The sequence below is a fragment of the Bacillus sp. ms-22 genome (assembly GCF_009759805.1).
GTDB classification, from domain to species: domain Bacteria; phylum Bacillota; class Bacilli; order Bacillales; family Bacillaceae; genus Bacillus; species Bacillus xiamenensis.
This window is the reverse complement of the sequence record NZ_CP046653.1, coordinates 240,789-259,941: the sequence shown is the minus strand read 5'-3', so window position 1 is coordinate 259,941 and position 19,153 is coordinate 240,789. Positions and strand designations below refer to the sequence as shown.

18 protein-coding genes, 4 tRNA genes and 1 other annotated feature are annotated in these 19,153 nt (G+C 41.8%); of the genes, 4 read left to right on the top strand and 18 right to left on the bottom strand.

The window, feature by feature from the left end:
- Positions 1-345: 345 nt before the first annotated feature.
- The 7 genes from GPA07_RS01445 to GPA07_RS01415 all read right to left on the bottom strand — a co-directional run bounded on the left by GPA07_RS01445 (position 346) and on the right by GPA07_RS01415 (position 6,656).
- Positions 346-1,260 (bottom strand): hypothetical protein, encoded by a 915-nt coding sequence (locus GPA07_RS01445; RefSeq protein WP_157291905.1) that lies wholly within the window; start codon positions 1,258-1,260, stop codon positions 346-348.
- 514 nt (positions 1,261-1,774) lie between these two features.
- On the bottom strand, positions 1,775-2,254 hold the full coding sequence (gene rlmH, locus GPA07_RS01440; RefSeq protein WP_157291904.1) for a 23S rRNA (pseudouridine(1915)-N(3))-methyltransferase RlmH: 480 nt from the start codon (positions 2,252-2,254) through the stop codon (positions 1,775-1,777).
- Positions 2,255-2,334: 80 nt separating this feature from the next.
- Entirely contained in the window at positions 2,335-2,505 is a 171-nt protein-coding gene (locus tag GPA07_RS01435) for a CxxH/CxxC protein (protein WP_008360116.1), read from the bottom strand.
- A 164-nt stretch (positions 2,506-2,669) separates the two neighbouring features.
- Complete coding sequence (locus GPA07_RS01430) at positions 2,670-3,497, bottom strand: energy-coupling factor transporter transmembrane component T family protein (protein ID WP_008360118.1); 828 nt, start codon at positions 3,495-3,497, stop codon at positions 2,670-2,672.
- On the bottom strand, positions 3,488-5,203 hold the full coding sequence (locus GPA07_RS01425; protein ID WP_157291903.1) for an ABC transporter ATP-binding protein: 1,716 nt from the start codon (positions 5,201-5,203) through the stop codon (positions 3,488-3,490). Before GPA07_RS01425 ends, GPA07_RS01430 begins: the two co-directional genes overlap by 10 nt.
- Positions 5,204-5,222: 19 nt before the next feature.
- The gene (locus GPA07_RS01420; RefSeq protein ID WP_008360124.1) at positions 5,223-5,780 is read right to left on the bottom strand and encodes an ECF-type riboflavin transporter substrate-binding protein; all 558 of its coding nucleotides are present in this window, start codon (positions 5,778-5,780) and stop codon (positions 5,223-5,225) included.
- Between the two features lie 15 nt (positions 5,781-5,795).
- Positions 5,796-6,656, bottom strand: a complete 861-nt coding sequence (locus tag GPA07_RS01415; RefSeq protein ID WP_071168293.1) for an SAM hydrolase/SAM-dependent halogenase family protein — start codon at positions 6,654-6,656, stop codon at positions 5,796-5,798.
- A 110-nt stretch (positions 6,657-6,766) separates the two neighbouring features.
- Positions 6,767-7,037 (bottom strand) — a binding site (T-box leader).
- A 192-nt stretch (positions 7,038-7,229) separates the two neighbouring features.
- Here GPA07_RS01415 and GPA07_RS01410 point away from each other — a divergent pair.
- The 3 genes from GPA07_RS01410 to GPA07_RS01400 all read left to right on the top strand — a co-directional run bounded on the left by GPA07_RS01410 (position 7,230) and on the right by GPA07_RS01400 (position 10,066).
- Positions 7,230-7,919, top strand: coding sequence for an ABC-2 transporter permease (locus GPA07_RS01410; RefSeq protein ID WP_008360129.1), 690 nt, complete (start codon positions 7,230-7,232; stop codon positions 7,917-7,919).
- Positions 7,920-8,801 carry an ABC transporter ATP-binding protein gene (locus tag GPA07_RS01405; RefSeq protein WP_008360131.1) on the top strand — a complete coding sequence of 294 codons (882 nt, stop codon included), beginning with the start codon at positions 7,920-7,922 and terminating at the stop codon, positions 8,799-8,801.
- 111 nt (positions 8,802-8,912) lie between these two features.
- Positions 8,913-10,066, top strand: a protein-coding gene (locus GPA07_RS01400) for an IS3 family transposase (RefSeq protein WP_157291902.1) whose coding sequence is annotated in 2 segments (ribosomal slippage) — positions 8,913-9,186 and positions 9,186-10,066 — 1,155 coding nt in all. Because the reading frame shifts where the segments join, the coding sequence is not laid out codon by codon here.
- 66 nt (positions 10,067-10,132) lie between these two features.
- Here the strand turns inward: GPA07_RS01400 and GPA07_RS01395 are convergent.
- The 11 genes from GPA07_RS01395 to GPA07_RS01345 form a co-directional block, all read right to left on the bottom strand.
- Positions 10,133-10,579, bottom strand: coding sequence for a GNAT family N-acetyltransferase (locus tag GPA07_RS01395; protein ID WP_442859326.1), 447 nt, complete (start codon positions 10,577-10,579; stop codon positions 10,133-10,135).
- Between the two features lie 86 nt (positions 10,580-10,665).
- Entirely contained in the window at positions 10,666-11,853 is a 1,188-nt protein-coding gene (locus GPA07_RS01390) for a S1C family serine protease (protein WP_157291900.1), read from the bottom strand.
- Between the two features lie 81 nt (positions 11,854-11,934).
- Positions 11,935-12,729, bottom strand: coding sequence for an MBL fold metallo-hydrolase (locus tag GPA07_RS01385; protein ID WP_008360139.1), 795 nt, complete (start codon positions 12,727-12,729; stop codon positions 11,935-11,937).
- Positions 12,730-12,735: 6 nt separating this feature from the next.
- Positions 12,736-13,599 carry a two-component system regulatory protein YycI gene (locus tag GPA07_RS01380; RefSeq protein ID WP_008360141.1) on the bottom strand — a complete coding sequence of 288 codons (864 nt, stop codon included), beginning with the start codon at positions 13,597-13,599 and terminating at the stop codon, positions 12,736-12,738.
- Positions 13,586-14,965 (bottom strand): two-component system activity regulator YycH, encoded by a 1,380-nt coding sequence (yycH, locus tag GPA07_RS01375; protein ID WP_008360143.1) that lies wholly within the window; start codon positions 14,963-14,965, stop codon positions 13,586-13,588. Before yycH ends, GPA07_RS01380 begins: the two co-directional genes overlap by 14 nt.
- Positions 14,955-16,793 carry a cell wall metabolism sensor histidine kinase WalK gene (walK, locus tag GPA07_RS01370; RefSeq protein ID WP_071168289.1) on the bottom strand — a complete coding sequence of 613 codons (1,839 nt, stop codon included), beginning with the start codon at positions 16,791-16,793 and terminating at the stop codon, positions 14,955-14,957. The genes yycH and walK overlap by 11 nt, the downstream gene beginning before the upstream one ends.
- Positions 16,794-16,800: 7 nt before the next feature.
- Positions 16,801-17,508: a response regulator YycF gene (yycF, locus tag GPA07_RS01365; RefSeq protein WP_008360147.1), complete on the bottom strand. Its 708-nt coding sequence runs from the start codon at positions 17,506-17,508 to the stop codon at positions 16,801-16,803.
- 348 nt (positions 17,509-17,856) lie between these two features.
- Positions 17,857-17,929 (bottom strand) — tRNA-Phe (locus tag GPA07_RS01360).
- Positions 17,930-17,956: 27 nt separating this feature from the next.
- Positions 17,957-18,033, bottom strand: a tRNA-Asp gene (locus GPA07_RS01355).
- Between the two features lie 82 nt (positions 18,034-18,115).
- Positions 18,116-18,187, bottom strand: a tRNA-Glu gene (locus GPA07_RS01350).
- Between the two features lie 6 nt (positions 18,188-18,193).
- Positions 18,194-18,269, bottom strand: a tRNA-Lys gene (locus GPA07_RS01345).
- Between the two features lie 341 nt (positions 18,270-18,610).
- On the opposite strand from GPA07_RS01345, the gene GPA07_RS01340 reads away from it, so the two are divergent.
- Positions 18,611-19,135, top strand: a complete 525-nt coding sequence (locus tag GPA07_RS01340; protein ID WP_071168288.1) for a peroxiredoxin family protein — start codon at positions 18,611-18,613, stop codon at positions 19,133-19,135.
- The last annotated feature ends 18 nt before the right edge of the window (positions 19,136-19,153 follow it).

Sequence of the window (19,153 nt, the reverse complement as noted above, 5' to 3'; positions counted from 1 at the left end):
GAGGAAATCTTAAAATCAAAAAGCTCTTAGATTAATTTAAGAGCTTTAGTTAAAAATATTAAATTTATTCCATCAGTAGGTTGTATCTATATTTAGTTGTATTAGATACATTACATTGCCTAAAACGTCTGAAATTAATTTTAAATACTAAGCTTGTCCCTCTTCATGCACAACATTTCCAAATGAAGGATTTAACTATAAGATTTAGTAATAATTGAATTGAGAAAATTTAAACTTTCATTTTTCATCAATTTAAGATCAATTAATTAAAAACTAACCCTATTTACAAGTTTTATTTTTGCATAAATAGAGCCAAGAGCTCTTCTTAAATATATTAATTAAAAATCATACAACCTCACTACTTTTAAGATATATATTCCCAGTTTGTGCCGCATGCCTTCTCTTTCTTATAATTAAAGATACAAAATCTATTTGATTTTCCAGCACAGCCATAAGATCGGTGCCATCCATTAATAGTATGGTACTACGGCTTACGGAATGTATTTTAACAGCATCTTCGGAAAATCCATTTATAGATAGGAATAAACCTAAAGTATTATCAAGTTTTCTATTAATCTTTCCAGCAAAACTGTCTAAATCTGAGGAATCCGATAATTGATTCTTCCACTTGGCTTCAAACAAATAATCAGTACCTTCTAGAGAAAAAGCTCCATCAAGTTGTTCTCCAATATTTCTAAATGAAGCTTTAGGATCTAAATCAAATAGTTCAAATAGGTCGTATAGAACTTTCTCAAGTTCAAAGCCTCTCTTTTGATAATCCTGAGAAGTAACAAGCCTAAAATAATTTGTCTTAATTTCATCTAGTTTATTAAATACTGCTTGACTTGATCTGATTTTTTCCAGGTTTTCAAGTCTTCTCCTTTTAATTTCTTCTTCCTCTTTAATTCTCTGTGTTTGATCTTCTATTAACCTTTTAAGATCAGCAACAGCTTGCTTTGCTCTCCCTGCCTTTCTTTTTCCATCTTCAAGTTGTTCTAGGTGACGAAAACTATCCATCTTGATCACTTCGTGTATTAGTCTTCTGATATCACCCAAGTACTTTTCCTGATCACTACATAGTTCATCAATAATATCCGAGACAATTTGTCTTTTATATCCGTTCCAGTCTGAACGATTAATAATAGCAGGGTCATTTATACAGTTACTTAAAAAGCTCCTCAAGTTACTTTTATACCAGTATATACTGCATAGTGCCTCTTTTAATAGTTCGATTACGACAGCTGAAATTTTGTTCTTCATTACAAAAAACCCCCATCAAAATATCTTTCAAATGTAAGGCATCCCATAAAATTTCCTTCACACAACTTTTACAATAATTCCTAACATCAGCTGTTACAAACAATATTCTCTTTTATTTTAATACTTATTGTACTATGTACTACCTGGTACTTATTTTAGTATATTATATCGTCAGTGCGCCAATGAGCTTTTGGTAGGCTAATTAACTCTTAGTTAACTAACCCATTACTTTTATCAAACATTTCTTGGCTATTGTTTTTAGCCTTGTTACTATAAAATTCCTATTGATTTATAAGAAGATACTTAGACAATATCAAAAGCAATTACTACAATTGTTAATATTTCAATTAGACAAATAGATAGATCCAGAATTATTTAGAGCATATAATTGGAGTTGTTTTATTTAAACTACACATAATTTACTCGTTATATCGAGAAACGGATAATGAACACACGTTTTCAAGACCTGCTTCGAATAAAAAGAATTACCACCTTACCTACAACAATTTTGCATTTACTTATGATAAGGCTCCCCCCGCACAATCCGAAACGCCCGATAAATCTGCTCCACCAACACCAACCTCATCAACTGATGCGGAAACGTCATCTTCGAAAACGACAGCTTCTCATTCGCACGCTGCATCACAGCGTCGCTTAAGCCAAGCGACCCACCTATGACGAAACACACCTTACTTTTTCCGTATGTTGCCAGCTTATCTATTGTATCGGCTAATTCTTCGGAACTTTTCATTTTTCCTTCGATGGCGAGGGCGATGACGTGGGCGTCTGGGTTGATTTTGCTTAGGATGCGTTCGCCTTCTTTGTCTTTGATGATTTTCATGTCTTGCTCGCTGAGGTGTTCGGGTGCTTTTTCGTCTGGGAGCTCAATGATGTCGATTTTTGCATAGGCCTGTAATCGTTTTGTGTATTCGGCTATGCCTTGCTTTAAATATTTCTCTTTTAATTTTCCTACTGTGATAATTGATATATTCACAGGTCATCCCCACCTTAAGAACAAGTTATTCATATAAGTTATCAACAATTGTGGATAAAATTTGTGTATTTTGTGTCCGATCATTCGTTCCCCACTATATATATTGCAGGTTCATCGCACAATTCACAGGTTGTGGATAAGCTGTGTGTATGTTCGATTTTTCTGAATTCTGGCGGTGTTTCGTGATCATCTATGTACATGTCTAATACAGTTTCTATATGTTCTGCGCAAGCATAAAGTGATTTGTTCATAAGTTTCTGATTCCTCCAATATGTTGTCTGGTTATTCACAAGTATTTCGCTCATTGTTCAATATAACCGATTTATTCACATGTTAATAGTGTTTTGCCATTTTCCACACCTTTTATCCACAAACGAAGCAAAAAAGCCTCCACTCCTGTGAAGGCTTCCTTCTATCAAAACGGATTATAAAATCTCGTTCCTCTAACAAATGTAATCACAAGCGACACGACCAGCACCACGCCAACAAACAATAGCGCGGCATAATCTGCTTTTTGAAAGTCTTTCGCCGTATACCATGTGCGCTTTTTATGCTTTCCAAATCCGCGCAGCTCCATCGCATTGCTGATCGTTTCAATCCGCTCTAAGCTGGAGAAAATCAGCGGCATCACAATCGACAGCGCATTTTTGATTCGTTTCCCCAGTTTTTCATTCTTCGATAAATCAATGCCTCTTGCTTGCTGAGAAATGGCAATCGTGCGAAAATCACGCTGAATATCTGGAATATAGCGCAAAGCAATCGCTACCGCATACGAAATCCGGTAGCTGACCCCAATTCTGCTGAGTGATGAGGCGAATTCACTTGGATTTGTTGTGACAATAAACAATAGCGCCGCTGGCATCACAGTCACGTATTTCAGTGTAATGTTCAATTGATAGAAAAGCTGTTCAAGTGTGACATTATACCAGCCTGCAATGTGAAAGAGCTCGTGCTTCGCTCCATAGATGGCGACACCTTGCTGGGGCGCAAAGACGTAAATGGCGATGTTATTGATGACAAGAAAAATCGCCAAGACAATCACTACGAAAGAGATATCACGAAATCGTACGTTTGATAGCTGAAAGAACACGATACTGGCAACTAGCATAAACACTAATACGCCTGTATCATATGTGAGCATCGCTGCGGATGACCAGAGGATAAAGCAAATGAGTTTGGTTGCCCCTGTCAGCCGGTGAATCGGCGACGGGCGATCGATATAAGACAGCATATCTACAGCCATGTCATTCGTTCCTTTCTGTCAACCTCAATGAAACGATCCACGAGTTCATTTGGATTTGGCCAGTCTGCTTTCAGCGCCAGTTCATACAGCGACGTTTCCTTTAAACTCGCCTTTTGGACAAGCCACTGATCTGTCAGCACTTTGGCAGGTGTATCATCTGCGATCTTTTCTCCATCTGAAATGACAATGGTTCTTGTTGTGTATTCGAGCATTAAATGCATATCATGGGTGATCATTAGAATCGTGACGCCTTGTTTGTTTAGCTGCTCTAAAAACGTCATCATTTCTGTGTAATGTCTAAAATCCTGTCCGGCGGTTGGCTCGTCTAGGATGATGATTTCTGGCTCTAACACAAGAATAGATGCAATGGTGACGCGTTTTTTCTGTCCAAAGCTGAGGGCTGAGATCGGCCAGTTCCGAAATGGATACAGTCCGCACACTTTCAGAACCCGCTCCACACGTTCCTTGATCTCGTCTTCCTGTACACCTCTTAAAACGAGTCCTAATGCGACTTCATCAAAAATCATTTGTTTAGAAATCATTTGATTTGGGTTTTGCATGACGACACCGATTCGTTCGGAGCGCTGTTTGATGGTGTCTCCTGTGATGTCATCGCCATTTAAAAGGATTGTCCCTTTTGTTGGCTTTTCAAATGCGCAGAGCACCTTGGATAGTGTCGTCTTGCCTGCGCCATTGGCACCGGCGATGCTGATCATTTCTCCTTTTTTGACGGTAAAAGAGATGTTGCTCAGCGTGTTTGGTCTTGTCGGATAATCAAAGCTCAGCTCACGCACTTCTAGTAAATCCGGCGCTTCATTCTGCTCGACTGATGGCTCAGATGCTTCCATCCATTGTTCGATTTTCTCTTTTGCCTCGTCATTTAAGGTGAGATGCTGTAAATTAGCGATCTGATCTCCTGCTGCAATCGGAATTCCTGCATATTTCATCGCTCTCACATATAAAGGCTCACGTAAATACGCCGCTTCTAATACATTTGAGGCGAGCAATTCATCTGGTGTCATATCCGCTGCAATCGTGCCGTCATTGACAACGATGATGCGGTCGACATGGCGGAAGAGGACGTCTTCCAATCGATGTTCCACCATCACGACCGTTTTTTTCGTTTCTTTTTGCAGACGGTCAATGAGATCGATCACTTCTTTACCTGTAGCGGGATCAAGGCTTGCCAGTGGTTCATCAAACAGCAAAATGTCGACATCGTTGACAAGTACGCCTGCGATAGCGACACGTTGTTTTTGACCGCCTGACAGCTCATGCACGGATGATGCCAGTTTGCCGTCTACCTCTGTTAATTTTGCCGCTTTCTCGACACGTGTTTTCATTTCTTCGCGTGTGACTTGATCATTTTCTAGTGTGAACGCGATATCTTCTCCTACAGTCAGCCCGATAAATTGTCCATCAGGGTCTTGCAGCACTGTTCCGACGAGCTGTGAGAGTGAGAAAATGTTCTCTTTCTCTGCATCTTTCCCGCCGATGTGAAGACTTCCTTCCATAGACCCTTTATAAGACGCAGGAACTAGCCCATTGATACAATGGGCTAGTGTGCTTTTTCCCGATCCAGACGGGCCTGCGATGAGGACTTTTTCTCCTTCATAGATGGTCAGGTTGATATCTTTCAATGTCGGTTCTGACTGACTGCGATACTTGAATCCGAAATGTTCGAATTGAATCATCGGTTTCTTCATTTATGTGTTCCACCTTGCTTCATGATGTTTCTTTCGATAGGCTGCCGCTTTTGCTTCTCGTTTTCGCATAAGCCGCAATGATGATGGTTCCAAGTACACCGACTGTGATGATGTTCGAAACTCCTGCCACGATGCCTTGAACAAACACTTTATTCGCAGGTTCTGCATAGATCACAATGTCGAGGACAGGGGCAATGACAAACCAGCCTAACGCCTGTGCGCCAGCTTGTACGGCGTTGAAGAACGCGATCTTTTTCCAGCCAAAGTCTCCCTCTTCTATTTTTAAACGGTTTGAAATGAAGCCGATCAATAAACCAACAATACCCGAAACGATAATCCAGCTCCACCAAGGACCAAATGTAGTGGCATCTTTAATGAGATGGCCAATAAAACCAATCAGTGCGCCTGCAACAGGACCAAATAATACAGCCATTAACGCAAGGAATGCGTACGATGTTTCAATTTGTGTATTCGGAATTCCAGTTGGAATGGAGACAAAGCGTCCTAAAATGACAAAGACGGCTGCACCAATTCCGATGGCAACGACAGTTTTCGTTGAAAGATGTTTACCTGACATGATGTTTTCCTCCTCTTATTCGTATATAATGCGCGGAGCTTTGCGAATCGAAAGGCGCCATCCTGTGCCTGTACCGATATTATAAGCCTTTGCAAATGACCCTTGATTGATCGCCACGCCTAAATGATCGAGTGAATTGACATATACGAGTGGTTCGCCTACCTTTAAATCGGCAAAAGATCGTCCATAGGTCATGATATTTTTATACACATTTTTCGGCCCGTTGGCAATGGTAACTTCTATTGCATCCCCATAATTGATTGAAAGCTTTTCAAATAACGTATGATGAATGTTTGTCCATAGGTTGCCGAATCTCACATCTAAAATATCAATCGTCCCTGTGATCACTTCTTCTTCCGCATAAGCCTTTACAACTGGAAGATGAATAATATCCTCTATATCCGCCTTTGGCCCAACCTCTTCAAAGGAAATCACACCTGAAGCAATTCTTGCGCCTGTATAGGCGTAAATATCTCTTCCATGGAATGTATGTGATTTGCCCGACTTCGGCAGCCGGTTGATGGTTTCATCTAAATAACGGGCTTCCACAATACCAATATCCTGCGCAACGTGCGTCAGTGTCCCATTATCTGGTGTGATGATATAGTGGGAGCTTGTTGTTTTGACGACAAGACTCTTGCGCTCTGATCCAACGCCCGGGTCAACAACGGAGACGAAAACCGTTTCTTCCGGCCAATATGTGACCGTCTGAAGTAAGCGATAAGACGCTTCCCAAATGTCATATTGGGGAATGTTGTGAGTTAAATCAAAAATGCGGATGCTGCTGCTCACTGTATTTGCGACTCCGTACATTGCGCTGACCGCTCCGTCATCAATACCGAAATCTGATTGTAAAACCAATGCATGTTCACTCATGTTAATCTCCCTTTCATTTGAAAAAATGGTTGTGGTGTTTCACGTGGAACATTTGAACATTTGTATGAAAAAAGTGGAAAATAAAAAATACCCCATCCTTATCTATGAATCATAAGGACGAGGTATTTGTCTCGTGGTACCACCTTTATTTACTGTTTGCTCGCGCTAAACAGCCTCTACAAGTACAAAGCTCCAATTTGGCTCATATACTGTGGTTTTGATAACGAGTACCAACTCTCGTCGTAACCTACTGATATCAAAGATATGTTCAGTACGAGGCTCAGAGACCATTTTTCGAATCATTATTTTTGCTTCTTTTCAGCTGCCGAAGCTCTCTGTGGAAAAATTGATGATTGTACTTTCTCTCGTCATTGCCTGTTCAACTATTTTGAATTAAAGCTATCATACATGATGTGTTTTTAGAAATCAAGATATTTTTCTGAACATTTTTAAAAATGAATCAAGTCTTACTGGAAAAGTCTTCTTTTTATAAAATTTAAACAAATGTTAAAGAGCGAGATATGGTGTCTTTCTTTTCTAGCGTTATAATAAAGATGAAGGGAGGTACAGTGTGTGTGGACCATCTGTATGAATGAATTTAAGCAGCTCTTCAAAAGCACAAAATCCATTTTAACAATTGTTATTATTTTTATTTTATCTACTTTTGTATCAAGTCTTCCATTTATAGCTGCTTATCAAGGGAAATGGGAAGATGCAAAGGACCCTTATTCCATTGGGAATGAACTAGTGATTTCTTTATTTGGTTTCTTCCTTATTTTTTTATTGTCTCATGATATTTTGAGTCGCGAAATTCATTTGAAAACCATTCGTTTTCTCGTCAGTAAAACGACCCGTTTGAACATTGTCATCGGGAAATATCTTGGGCTGATGCTGTTTTGGCTCAGTTGCATTATGACCACATATATATTAAATACGGTGATTTCACATCGTTTTCTGTTCTCTGATGCCTTAAAAATATTAACGTTTATCAGTGTTGGCATCTCCTGTGCTTTGTTTTTGTCCATGCTCTTTCCAACACCACAGAAATCGATGTTTGTTGGTATGTTGTTTTCCTTTCTTTTTCCGATCATCAGTATGATGTCTGTTCTTTCTTCAGAACGGTTGATCCATTGGTTCCAATACGTGACACCTTATTATTATGCGCGCTGGAGTGAACCGCTGACCTATGTGCTGATGAATGCAACATTGACAGTTGTCTTACTCATTGGAACTGCACTGCTGTTTCAGAGGAGGGATGTCTAAATGCTACATACAAAAGGGCTGACAAAAAAATATCGGACAAAAGTCGCAATAGACCATATTGATCTTGATATCCATCAAGGGGATATCTTCGGCCTCATTGGACCGAAGGGTGCTGGTAAGACGACCTTTTTTAATATCATTACAGGAATCTCTCGCCCCACCTCTGGCACGTTTATGATGATGAACATGTCTTCGTTAAAAAAAGTACGGCATCACATCGGTGTTCTGCCGGAATATACGGATTTATATGAATCGCTTACCGCTATTGAGCATATTGCCTATTTATCAAAAATTACTGGCACACGCCAGAAAACGAGCTACTATGAAGAATTACTCGAATTCGTTGGTTTACATCGCTATCATCAAGAAAAGGTCGGTGCCTTTACACCTGGTATGAAGAAGCGGCTTGGAATGGCGCAGGCCATCGCTCATCGCCCTGACTTTATTTTACTAGATGAGCCTTTTGCCAATATTGATTCAGATTCTATCTTGCAGATTCAGCAGGTCATTGAATCGTTAAAGTCTGAAGGAAAAACCGTCTTTTTAACAGCAGATGAGCCAAGGTTCACCAATCATATTTGTACGAAAACTGCGTTCATTTCTGAAGGTAAATTAGTGTCCCCAAGTACTCATCCTCAAGAGAAAACCGTCACGTCCTCAACCATTCGTGCCATTTTCAAGCATGCATGGATTGATGATGAGGTGAGGCCTGTTCTCACGCAGTACTTACAAAGTGTGGGAACAGACCTTGTGATCAGTGATGACGAGACCTCATTGTTGATTCGCTCAGAAGCCCAAGTCCCAGCCATCATCCGTGCTTTCGTGAAGTGCAAAGTAGATCTATACCGAGTCACGGCTCAAGATGCCATGATCTCCTCATAAGAAAGTACCGTACGGTGGGACTGACCCCATCAGATGAGACAAATAAAAATCACCTTCAAGTTTGAAAATGGATCGTTGTGATCCGAAATAAAACATGGAGGTGTTTTTTCTATGGGGACAAGAGTGAGTTATCCGGTTGAAGTCAAACAGAAGGCTGTAGAAATGAGATTGGCAGGCGTACCTATGAAAGAGATTATGCAAAAATTGAATATCAAGAATAAGACGCAGGTTCAGACATGGGTGAGGTGGCATAAGGCTGGGGATACACACCGGTTTGAACAGCCTGTTGGAAAACAATATACCTATGGAAAGGGTCCTGAGTACTCTTCCGAATTAGAGAGACTTCAGGCAGAAAATCGCTATTTGAGTCAACAGAATGAAGTTTTAAAAAAGTACAACGAATTGGAAAGGAAGTTGATAAGGAAACGTCAATCAAACTGGTAGAAGAATTGTGCGAAACGATGACGATACAGGACACCTGTTTCCATTTAGGTATCTCACGCACTTCGTACTATAGATGGAAAAAGGATCTGACTCAGAATCACTCTAAAAGACAACTAGAGAAACAGGTCGGCACGTTGTGCCGAGAGCACAAGTATCGATATGGTTATCGAAAAATCACCGCCATACTAAAAATGAGCATGCGTATTAACCATAAAACTGTTCAACGTATCATGCAGAAAAACCAGTGGCAGTGCCGAGTTAAAATGAAAAAGCGTAAGAAGAATGGACAGCCCTATGCCGTGGCTGGTAATATACTGGATCGGAACTTTCAGTCTGATCGCCCTCTTGAAAAACTAGTAACGGACATCACGTATTTGCCTTATGGACAGAAACAATTGTACCTTTCCAGTATATTGGATTTATATAATGGAGAAGTGATTGCTTTTAATATTGGTGATAAGCAGGACACAGACTTTATCTTAAACACACTTAATCAGCTCCCATCACTGCCTGAGAACTGCGTGTTACATAGCGACCAAGGTTCTGTGTATACATCTTACGAGTATCAGAAAGCTGTTCATAAGAAAGGCATTACCATGAGCATGTCCCGTAAAGGGACGCCCGCTGATAATGCCTCCATCGAATCGTTTCATTCCTCACTAAAGTCTGAAACGTTCTATCTTAACAGGATTGATCGAACTACGAACACCATCGTAGAACGCACTGTCAAAGAATACATTTATTATTATAACAACATTCGTATTCAAACGAAACTAAACAACCAATCACTGATAAACTATCGGCAACTGGCTGTTTCGTAAAGGTGTTTTGATCCCTGTCTCAAAAACGGGGGTCAGTCCCGGTTTCCGCACGGTACTTTTTCTTTTTTATAAAGGTTTGCTCATGTAAATGCCGGTTTCCGCAAATCCTGTCTTTTCGTACAGTGAGCGGGCGATTTGATTATGAGCAAAGACATGCAGAGATAGTTTTTGCACACCTAATGACTTTGCTTGCGCTTCTAACGCTGCAATGGCCTGCTTCGCAAACCCTTTTCCTCGGTAAGCTTCAAACAAAATAAAATTATAAATAAATCCTTCATGTTGAGGGTGATTTGGATCATAGCAAAGCCAGACCCACCCAATGGCTTCTTCTCCATGTAAGAAGGTCCACAGCTCATGATGCTCTGTCTGGAGGCCTTCAGGAAGCAACCGATTAAATTGTTCCTCTGCGTTCTCCTGCGCCTCTCCCTGATCCCATGTCCCTGCCAGCACCTTTTCTTCTGCGTACCGTTTAATGGCTTCCTCTATCAAAGCGTCATAATCCGTCTGTGACATCGGCTGTAATGTGACCAATCGTACCTCCCCCTTTCCTTTATCATATGCCGAGCATGCCAAAAAAACCAGTCCCCTATAGGAACTGGCTAGCCTCCGAATCGATCAGTTTGGGAGAGTTTGATCTCTACTGATTTTTTCTTTCCGCTTCGGTAAAATTGCACCTTTACCTTGTCGCCGACTTTCTTTTGATATAAATATTTACGCAGATCGACGATATTTTCTACATCCTTGCCATCAAATGAAGTCACGACATCTAGCTCTTTTAGTCCCGCTTTTCCTGCTGGGGACAAAGGCTCGACACTCATCACGACGACCCCGGTTGTGATCTTCGCTGGGAGTTTCAACGTTTCCTGCCAATGATAGCTCGCGATATCTGCGAGTGATTTCATGCCAACCCCAAGGTACGGACGTTTGACTTCACCATAGCGCTCTAAATCCTCTATGACAGGGATGACCAGATTCGCTGGAATGGACAGCCCAATCCCTTCAACTTCTGATTCGGCAATTTTCATTGAATTGATGCCGATTACTTTGCCGTCCATATTGATCAAGGCTCCACCACTGTTCCCAGGATTGATGGCCGCATCTGTTTGCAAAACTTCCGCATTCCAATCCGTCTGTCCATCGCCATTAGAATCAACAGGGATCGCACGCTCCGTTCCAGAAATCACACCTTGTGTGACGGAGCCTGCAAATTCAAGCCCTAATGGATTTCCAATGGCGATAACAGGCTCACCTGGTTTCACATGGTCTGAATTGCCGAAGGCGGCAGTTTTCTTGATCTTATCACTTTTGACTGTGAGTACAGCTAAATCCATGAGCTGGTCGCTTCCGACAAGATTTGCCCCAATCCTTGTTCCGTCCTGAAGGCTCACTTCAAGCTGGTTAGCGCCTTTGATGACATGGTGGTTGGTCACGATATAAAAGGTGTCACCCCTTTTTTTATAAATCACACCTGACCCGCTGCCTGCTTCTCCGCCTTCTTCCCAAAAGCTAGACTTTTGGATGTTAATCACACCGACAACCGTATCCGACATACTCGACACCACTTTTGTCACCGCATCATTGACGTTTACATTGACGGTCTTTAAAGTGCCTTCTGATGCTTGCTGATCTCCGGCGGACTGCCATCTGAATGGACTGCCGCTCTGTCCAGATACATAAGGGAAAAAGAATCCCATTAAAAAAGCTCCTACCAATACACCGATCAAACCAGATAGGAAATATCCTTTTCTGCTTCGTCTCGGCTTCCACTCTACATCGCGATAATCCACTACGTTTCCTTCCTTTCAGTGAATAGATGATGTATATAGTGTTGGTAAGAAGCTCTTATCTTAATCATACGATTATAAAAATCATACGGCGCAAAGCGGGGTTGCTTTTTTCGGGTCCGTATCATATAAATCAAAGCCATCCCCTACAACAAAGCCCTTCATTTCAAGCGTCTGCTGAACCGCCATACGGGCTAAGTCCTTCATGTTGTTGTCTTGACTTAGGTGAGCCAAATAAATGCGTGAGGTGGCATCTCCAATCACATCTGTCATGGCAAGAGCCGCATCTTCATTGGATACGTGTCCGACATCGCTCAAAATTCTGCGTTTAATACTCCATGGGTAGCGTCCCATTTGCAGCATGCCGACATCATGGTTGCTCTCAAATACGAACGTATTAGCTGATTTAATAATCCCTTTCATGCGATCACTCACATAGCCTGTATCCGTCATGAGGGCAAGCTTACGCCCACCATAATGAAACACGTAAAACATAGGCTCTGCCGCATCATGTGACACGCCAAATGACTCAACATCAAGACCGCCAAACGATTGAACGGTCTCCATATCAAAGTGGAACTTCTGGTCCGTATCCACTTTCCCAATATGTGACTCCATCGCCTTCCATGTTTTCGCATTTGCATAGACAGGAAGCTTGTACTTTCTTGCCATGACACCGAGCCCTTTAATATGATCAGAGTGCTCATGTGTCACAAAAATTCCGTCCAAGTCTTCAGGCTTACGGTCAATTTGACCAAGCAGCTCGACCATCTGTTTGCCACTTAAGCCCGCATCTACTAAAAAGGCATGCTTGTCTGTTTCTAAATAAAAAGCGTTCCCCGTACTTCCGCTCGCTAGTACACTGAACTGCAAGCTCATGTTCTCTCACTCCATTGAAGATTTGTCATCTTTCTCTATATGATCAAGTGTTGAGCCATCAATGGCATTGATCAAATACTCTTCCTCGGTTTTTTTCTTTGAACCAGCTGCTACGCCTTCAAGCTCCACTCGCCATACAGGAACCATGACTTGAGTGCTTGCACCTGGATATTGCGTATAGTAGCCGAGTTCCACTTTTTTCACGGTCGTGTTTTGGCTCAGCATGTTTTGTGTATACAAGTCCTTCACGGTTTCAAGCGCCGGGACAAGCGTTTCTTTTCTCACTTCATTAATGGATGTCACCATCGACTGCTGATACGATACGACTTCGTTTTGATCGTTCAAATCCAATGTGATTTTTCCGATGGTTTCATTGTCATCAAGACCTTCTTGGAAGATGTATTTCCCTTTATACGTTTGGAAAAAGACGATTTCACCTGTCTCTTCATCAATGCTCCAGAGCTTATAATTCTTTCCATCCAGCAAGCGCTGGTTCACGAGGTTTGTCGCTGCTGTACTCATGTCTTTTTTAGGCAATGCGACTGGTTTATTGAAGGTCATTTCAAGCAGCGTGACAGGATCATCTTTCTCTGTTTTCGGGAATGTGCTTTTCGCCTTTTGATCAGCTAAACCGTCCACATCCTTCTTCGTATATTGCTTCTTCTCAGCTGTAATACGGTAGCCAATCTTCGCTTCATCTGATAGATTGCCATATTTGATTCCGTCTGCCTTCATTTCTTCCAGCGTATCCGTTTTTTCGATAATTGCGAAATGATCGGTTGATCGTTTTTCAAAGTATTGAAAACCAAGAAAGATATCCAGAACGAGAAAGGCTAGGATAAAGATCGTTTTGGTCTTATTCCACTCCATTCTTCTCGCTCCCCTCTGTCAACAGATCCTTCGATAAAATCACGGTTTTGCCGTTATATTTCATGCACCATACTGGCTCCAGCCAGACAAACATCGCTTCATCCTGATCTGATGCCGTTGACGTTGCTTGATAGGCAGGGAAAATCTGTTCAATTTTCTCCAAGTCATCATATTTCGTCTGCTTGGTGATCAAGTCCTTCAACTCTGTCCCGTTCATCAGCTTAACCTGTTCACTCTGACTCGCTTTGTTGCCAAGAATGTAGTTTGGACGCTTGTAACTCAAGATGTCATCATTCGCCCATTGTACTTCAAGGGAGGTCATTCCAAATGGATGCTTTGTGCTGTTAACGATCGGCAGACCATCCATAAACATATTAAAGGACAGCTGCTGGTTGCTGTTGATGCCAAAGTATTGATAATCATCGGTAAAGCTTCCGGTATCATTGAAATACTTCACGCTCCGCTTGATCAAATCCCCCGTTTGGAATACGTTACTGGAATTGATATTGCGGTGCTGATATTGGATGCGGTGGTCTTTTTGATTGGCTTCAAGACGACTTGTTCCATCTGTATACACCGTCCGGTTTAAATTAGACTCCTCCCCAACAAGACTTGGGTCTGTAAACAAAGCGTCCTTGAATTTGCTTGTCTTAATCGTTTCGATAAAGAACATTTTCGCTTCAAGCTGCTTTTGTTTCTGCGGCAGGAGAAAATCTCGTTTCGAATTCGCAGAGAATGTATAAAGATCATAGCGCGGCATCTCGTTTTGAGCAGCTGCGATGCTATCCATCAGATTACGATAGTTGGCCGACTCAATCGTCAGCTCAAGCACCGTTTCCTTGCTGTATGAGACCAAATAGACTTTCTTATTGGCCTTATCCTGCTGGGAGAACGGCACAATCATTCGATCAAACGAGTTATATTCAATGGATTTATTCGGCCATTTAAACAGGGCTTGGAAAATATCAATCGGGATCGAATCATTGAACACAAGATCCAATGTCTTCCCTTGTCCTCCTCGTCCATAGAAGAAATTCTTAAATCTTTGCTCGGAATATTGATCCGACACGTCGGAAATCTCTTTAACATCCCACAGGCTCACATCATTCCAAAAGTTTTGGAAGAGTTCCTTTTGATCCACTTTGAAGTGCTCACCATTCGAATGGATGAACATCTCACGCGGCTTTACGACATCAATGAGACTTCGAGGCTCGTCGCTTGAAATCTTCTTCGTTTCCACGACCTGTGTGCCGGCATCTGCCTGGTCCTGCATGACGGGCTGGAACATCCAGATATTCCACGTAAACACAAGACTGATCGCAATTAGGATTGTCAATATAATGGTTTTAAAGGTCTCACGCTTCATCCCAATCATCCTCTTGTTCTTCATTGTACGGAAGGGTAAAGGTTACCGTTGTTCCTTTTCCTTCAATGCTGTCAGCCCAAATATCTCCGCCATGAGCCTGAACCATTTCTTTTGCAATCGCAAGGCCTAGGCCGGTTCCGCCAAGCTTTCTTGTTCTCGCTTTATCCACTCGATAAAAACGTTCAAAGATTTTATCCATATCCTTCTTCGGAATACCGATTCCTTCATCTTTGACGCTGAATAACACAAGACCTTTCTCCTCATCGAGATCGACAGTGAACGTAATGTGTCCACCCTCTGGTGAGTATTTCAAGGCATTGGAAATGATATTATCGAGCACCTGTGTGATTTTATCTTGATCAATTTCAACATACACTTCACGCTGCGGCAGGTTGCGGATGAATTCGACATGCTGCTCCTTCGTCATTTCAAAACGATCAATGACGAGCGAGATAAACCTGATAAAATTCGTCCATTCCCGGTTGAATTGATAATCCTTGCTGTCGAACTTAGACAGCTGAAGCAGGTCATTGACAAGCCTGATCATGCGCTCTGTTTCATTTTGCGTGACACTGAGGAATCTTGGTGCAAGCTCTTTATCACCAATCGCCCCTTCAGCGAGTGCTTCAAGGTAGCTTCGCATCGTCGTGAGCGGTGTGCGCAGCTCATGCGATACGTTCGCCACGAATTCACGGCGTTCAGCATCAATTTTCTCCTGCTCTGTTACGTCATAAATGACCGCAATTAAACCATCAATCTTCCCATGCTCTTTCTGAATGACTGAGAAATTAACACGCAAAACTGACAGCTGATCTTCGCGTTCAATTTCTAGCAGCATGGAGTCTTGATTTTCGACTAAATCTTCAAATGTATGAGTGTCCTCTAAACCAAGTAAGGACGTAATCGGCATCTCTAGTGCTGTTTCACGTGAAACATTCAAAAGCTCTAATGCCGGGCTGTTTAATAGAATAATGGCGCCGTTTTGATTCGTTGCGATGACACCATCTGTCATATAGGCAATGACAGAAGAAAGCTTTTTCCGCTCCCCTTCCGTCATCAGCTGCGCTTCCTCCAGCTCTCTCGTCAGATGATTAAAAGTCGTCGCAAGCTGCCCAATTTCATCATGTCCATACTTTCGAACCTTTCTGGAAAAGTTCCCTTTGGCGAGTTCGATCGCTTGCTTTCTCATATCCGAAATTGGGTGTGTGATCGTTCTGAAGATGAAGATACCAAGGAGAGCGGTTGTCCCAAGTGCGATCAGTGTACCAGTCGCCAAAATGGTGTTGATCGTCCGCATTTGGTTAAAAACACTTTCCATAGAAGAGACCACATATATCACGCCAACTGTCTCTTGGTTCTCATTTTTCACGGCTGTCGCTGAAATACGCACCCGTTTATTTGATTCTGGGTCATAAAACTTCTTTTCATAGTCTTTGCCGACCGCAAAAATACGGCTAATGATTTGATCGGTGATTTTCTTACCGGCAATCTCTTGATTTCCGTTGTTCACAGAGGCAATAACCTCTCTGCTTTCGTCAATATAACTGACTTCAGAAATTTCATTAGACTCATCTTTATTGTTAAAATCGTTTAATATCTTTTGAGCATCCTCTTTTAATTCTGCCTTGCTTTTCGATGAATCTTGTTCTAGGTAATACGATAACGAGTAGATTCGCTGATTCAAGGAATTATCATATGAATTAATTAAGGACTGCTCTAGCTGCTTCACAAAGTACACGCCAATGATCTGCATGGCGACAATGATCAGCAGCACATAAATCAAGGTCAATTTAAAGTGAATCGAGCGAAAAAAACCTACTTTACTCATAAGAATCTTAGTCCTGCTCTGGGTTTCTTAAATAGTAGCCGACGCCTCGTCTTGTCACGATCCAGCTCGGGTGGCTAGGGTTGTCTTCAATTTTTTCACGAAGACGGCGGACTGTCACGTCTACTGTACGGACATCTCCAAAGTAATCGTAGCCCCAAACCGTTTGCAGTAAGTGCTCACGTGTCATGACTTGTCCAATATGTTTCGCTAAGTAATGAAGCAATTCGAACTCACGATGCGTCAATTCAATCGTTTCGTCACGCTTAGACACGACATACGCATCTGGATAGATGACAAGTGATCCAACCTCGATATCATTTGATTCAGATTCTTCCTCCGATTGAGGAGTAGCAGTCTGTCTTCTTAAATTCGCTTTTACACGTGCAAGCAGCTCGCGTGTGCTGAATGGCTTTGTGACATAATCGTCTGCGCCAAGCTCAAGACCGATGACCTTATCAATTTCAGAGTCTTTTGCTGTCAGCATGATAATCGGCATATCATATTTCTTTCGCACTTCGCGGCATACTTCAACGCCATCTTTGTTTGGCAGCATGATGTCGAGCAAAATGATGTCCGGCTTCATTTCTTCTACCATTTCAAGGGCTTCATTTCCGTCATACGCACAATGAACCTCATAGCCCTCTTTTCTTAAGTTAAATTCCAATATATCCGCAATCGGCTTTTCATCATCTACGACAAGAATCTTTTTTTCCATTGTGATTTCCTCCTGCATGTTTAGCATCTATATCATTCGATTTTGCATGTCTCATTATGCCTTTTTCATTTGTGAAAAAAAGGCTCACTGTCTATTATAACGTTTTACGAGGCAAAGTTAAAAATAATAACGGCTTTCTTTTCTAGTAAACGTTGGATAAGAAGGACCCTGTTCAAAAAATTTGATGACTTTTTCCTTTTTTATTGAAACTTTTCCAATCGTCAATCGTCTATATACATGTAACGTCTTCTTCTTATGGAGCCGGGCCCTACCTAGGTCCGGCTTCTCCCTTTTTATGCCTTCTTTTCATAATAAAAACGCACCTGCGATTGCAGATGCGTTTGGAAGTGGCTCGGGACGGAATCGAACCGCCGACACACGGATTTTCAGTCCGTTGCTCTACCAACTGAGCTACCGAGCCATCATCAAAAAGATGAATATGTATAAATGGCGGTCCGGACGGGACTCGAACCCGCGACCTCCTGCGTGACAGGCAGGCATTCTAACCAACTGAACTACCGGACCTCAGTAACTTGCCCGAAAAAGCAATCGTGGTGCTCCTTCAAGCAAGTGAGGAAAAATTTAGCTTAACGCTAAAGTAAATCAATGACCCGTACGGGATTCGAACCCGTGTTACCGCCGTGAAAGGGCGGTGTCTTAACCGCTTGACCAACGGGCCAACACATGGTGAGCCATGAAGGACTCGAACCTTCGACCCTCTGATTAAAAGTCAGATGCTCTACCAACTGAGCTAATGGCTCTCGGTTTGTGAAAAGTGAATCTGAAGAAGCTGTATTGCGCCAAACCAATCGCTTTAAAAAGCTGGAACATCGCATGCTAACAAGTTTCAGAGACCTTTGCAACAACGAGATTTATAATATCATAGAGTCATTACATATGGCAATACGTTTTTCGACATTTTTTTTAAAAAAGTGTTGGACTGTATCTCTTCTGTCGAACTACCTATTCCTGCAATCGCCTTCAATGAATCCTTTCTATGAATGGTCAATTCCTATTCAGCACACAGAAACGTTTGCTTCCAATCGAAAATGGTTATACAAGGTACAAACAGCATGATGATTGAAAAAGGAGGAAGCACAGGATGAGTTCATTTAAATTAGGAGACAAAATGCCTGATTTTTCACTGCCAACCGTACAGGGCGATCACATTGATTTTTACAAACATTTAGAGGAGCACCAAAGCTGGCATCTGATCGTTTTCTTTAGAGGATCTTGGTGCCCGGTATGTGTAGAGGAATTAAAAGAGCTGGAAAAACAGCAATCCTATTTTCAAGACAAGGATATTCACTTAATGACGATTTCAACGGATACCCCTGAAAACTTGAAGGAACTTGCAGACAAAGAGGGACTTTCTTTCCCAGTCATGTCTGACCAAGACCTCACTTCATTAAAAGCCTATGAAGTCTTCTATCACGGGGAAGATGCCCCATACGAAGATCATGGGGTGCACGGAGAACCTGCCTACTTCTTATTAAATGAAAAAGGGCAAGTCCTCTATCAACAAAGACAAACAAGTCCGTTTGGCAGACCGCATGCCAACGAACTGCGCAAAATCATTCAATACATTCGCAAAAACTTAAAAGGCCAATATAAAAGCCTAAAATAAGAAAGAAGCTCTCATCAA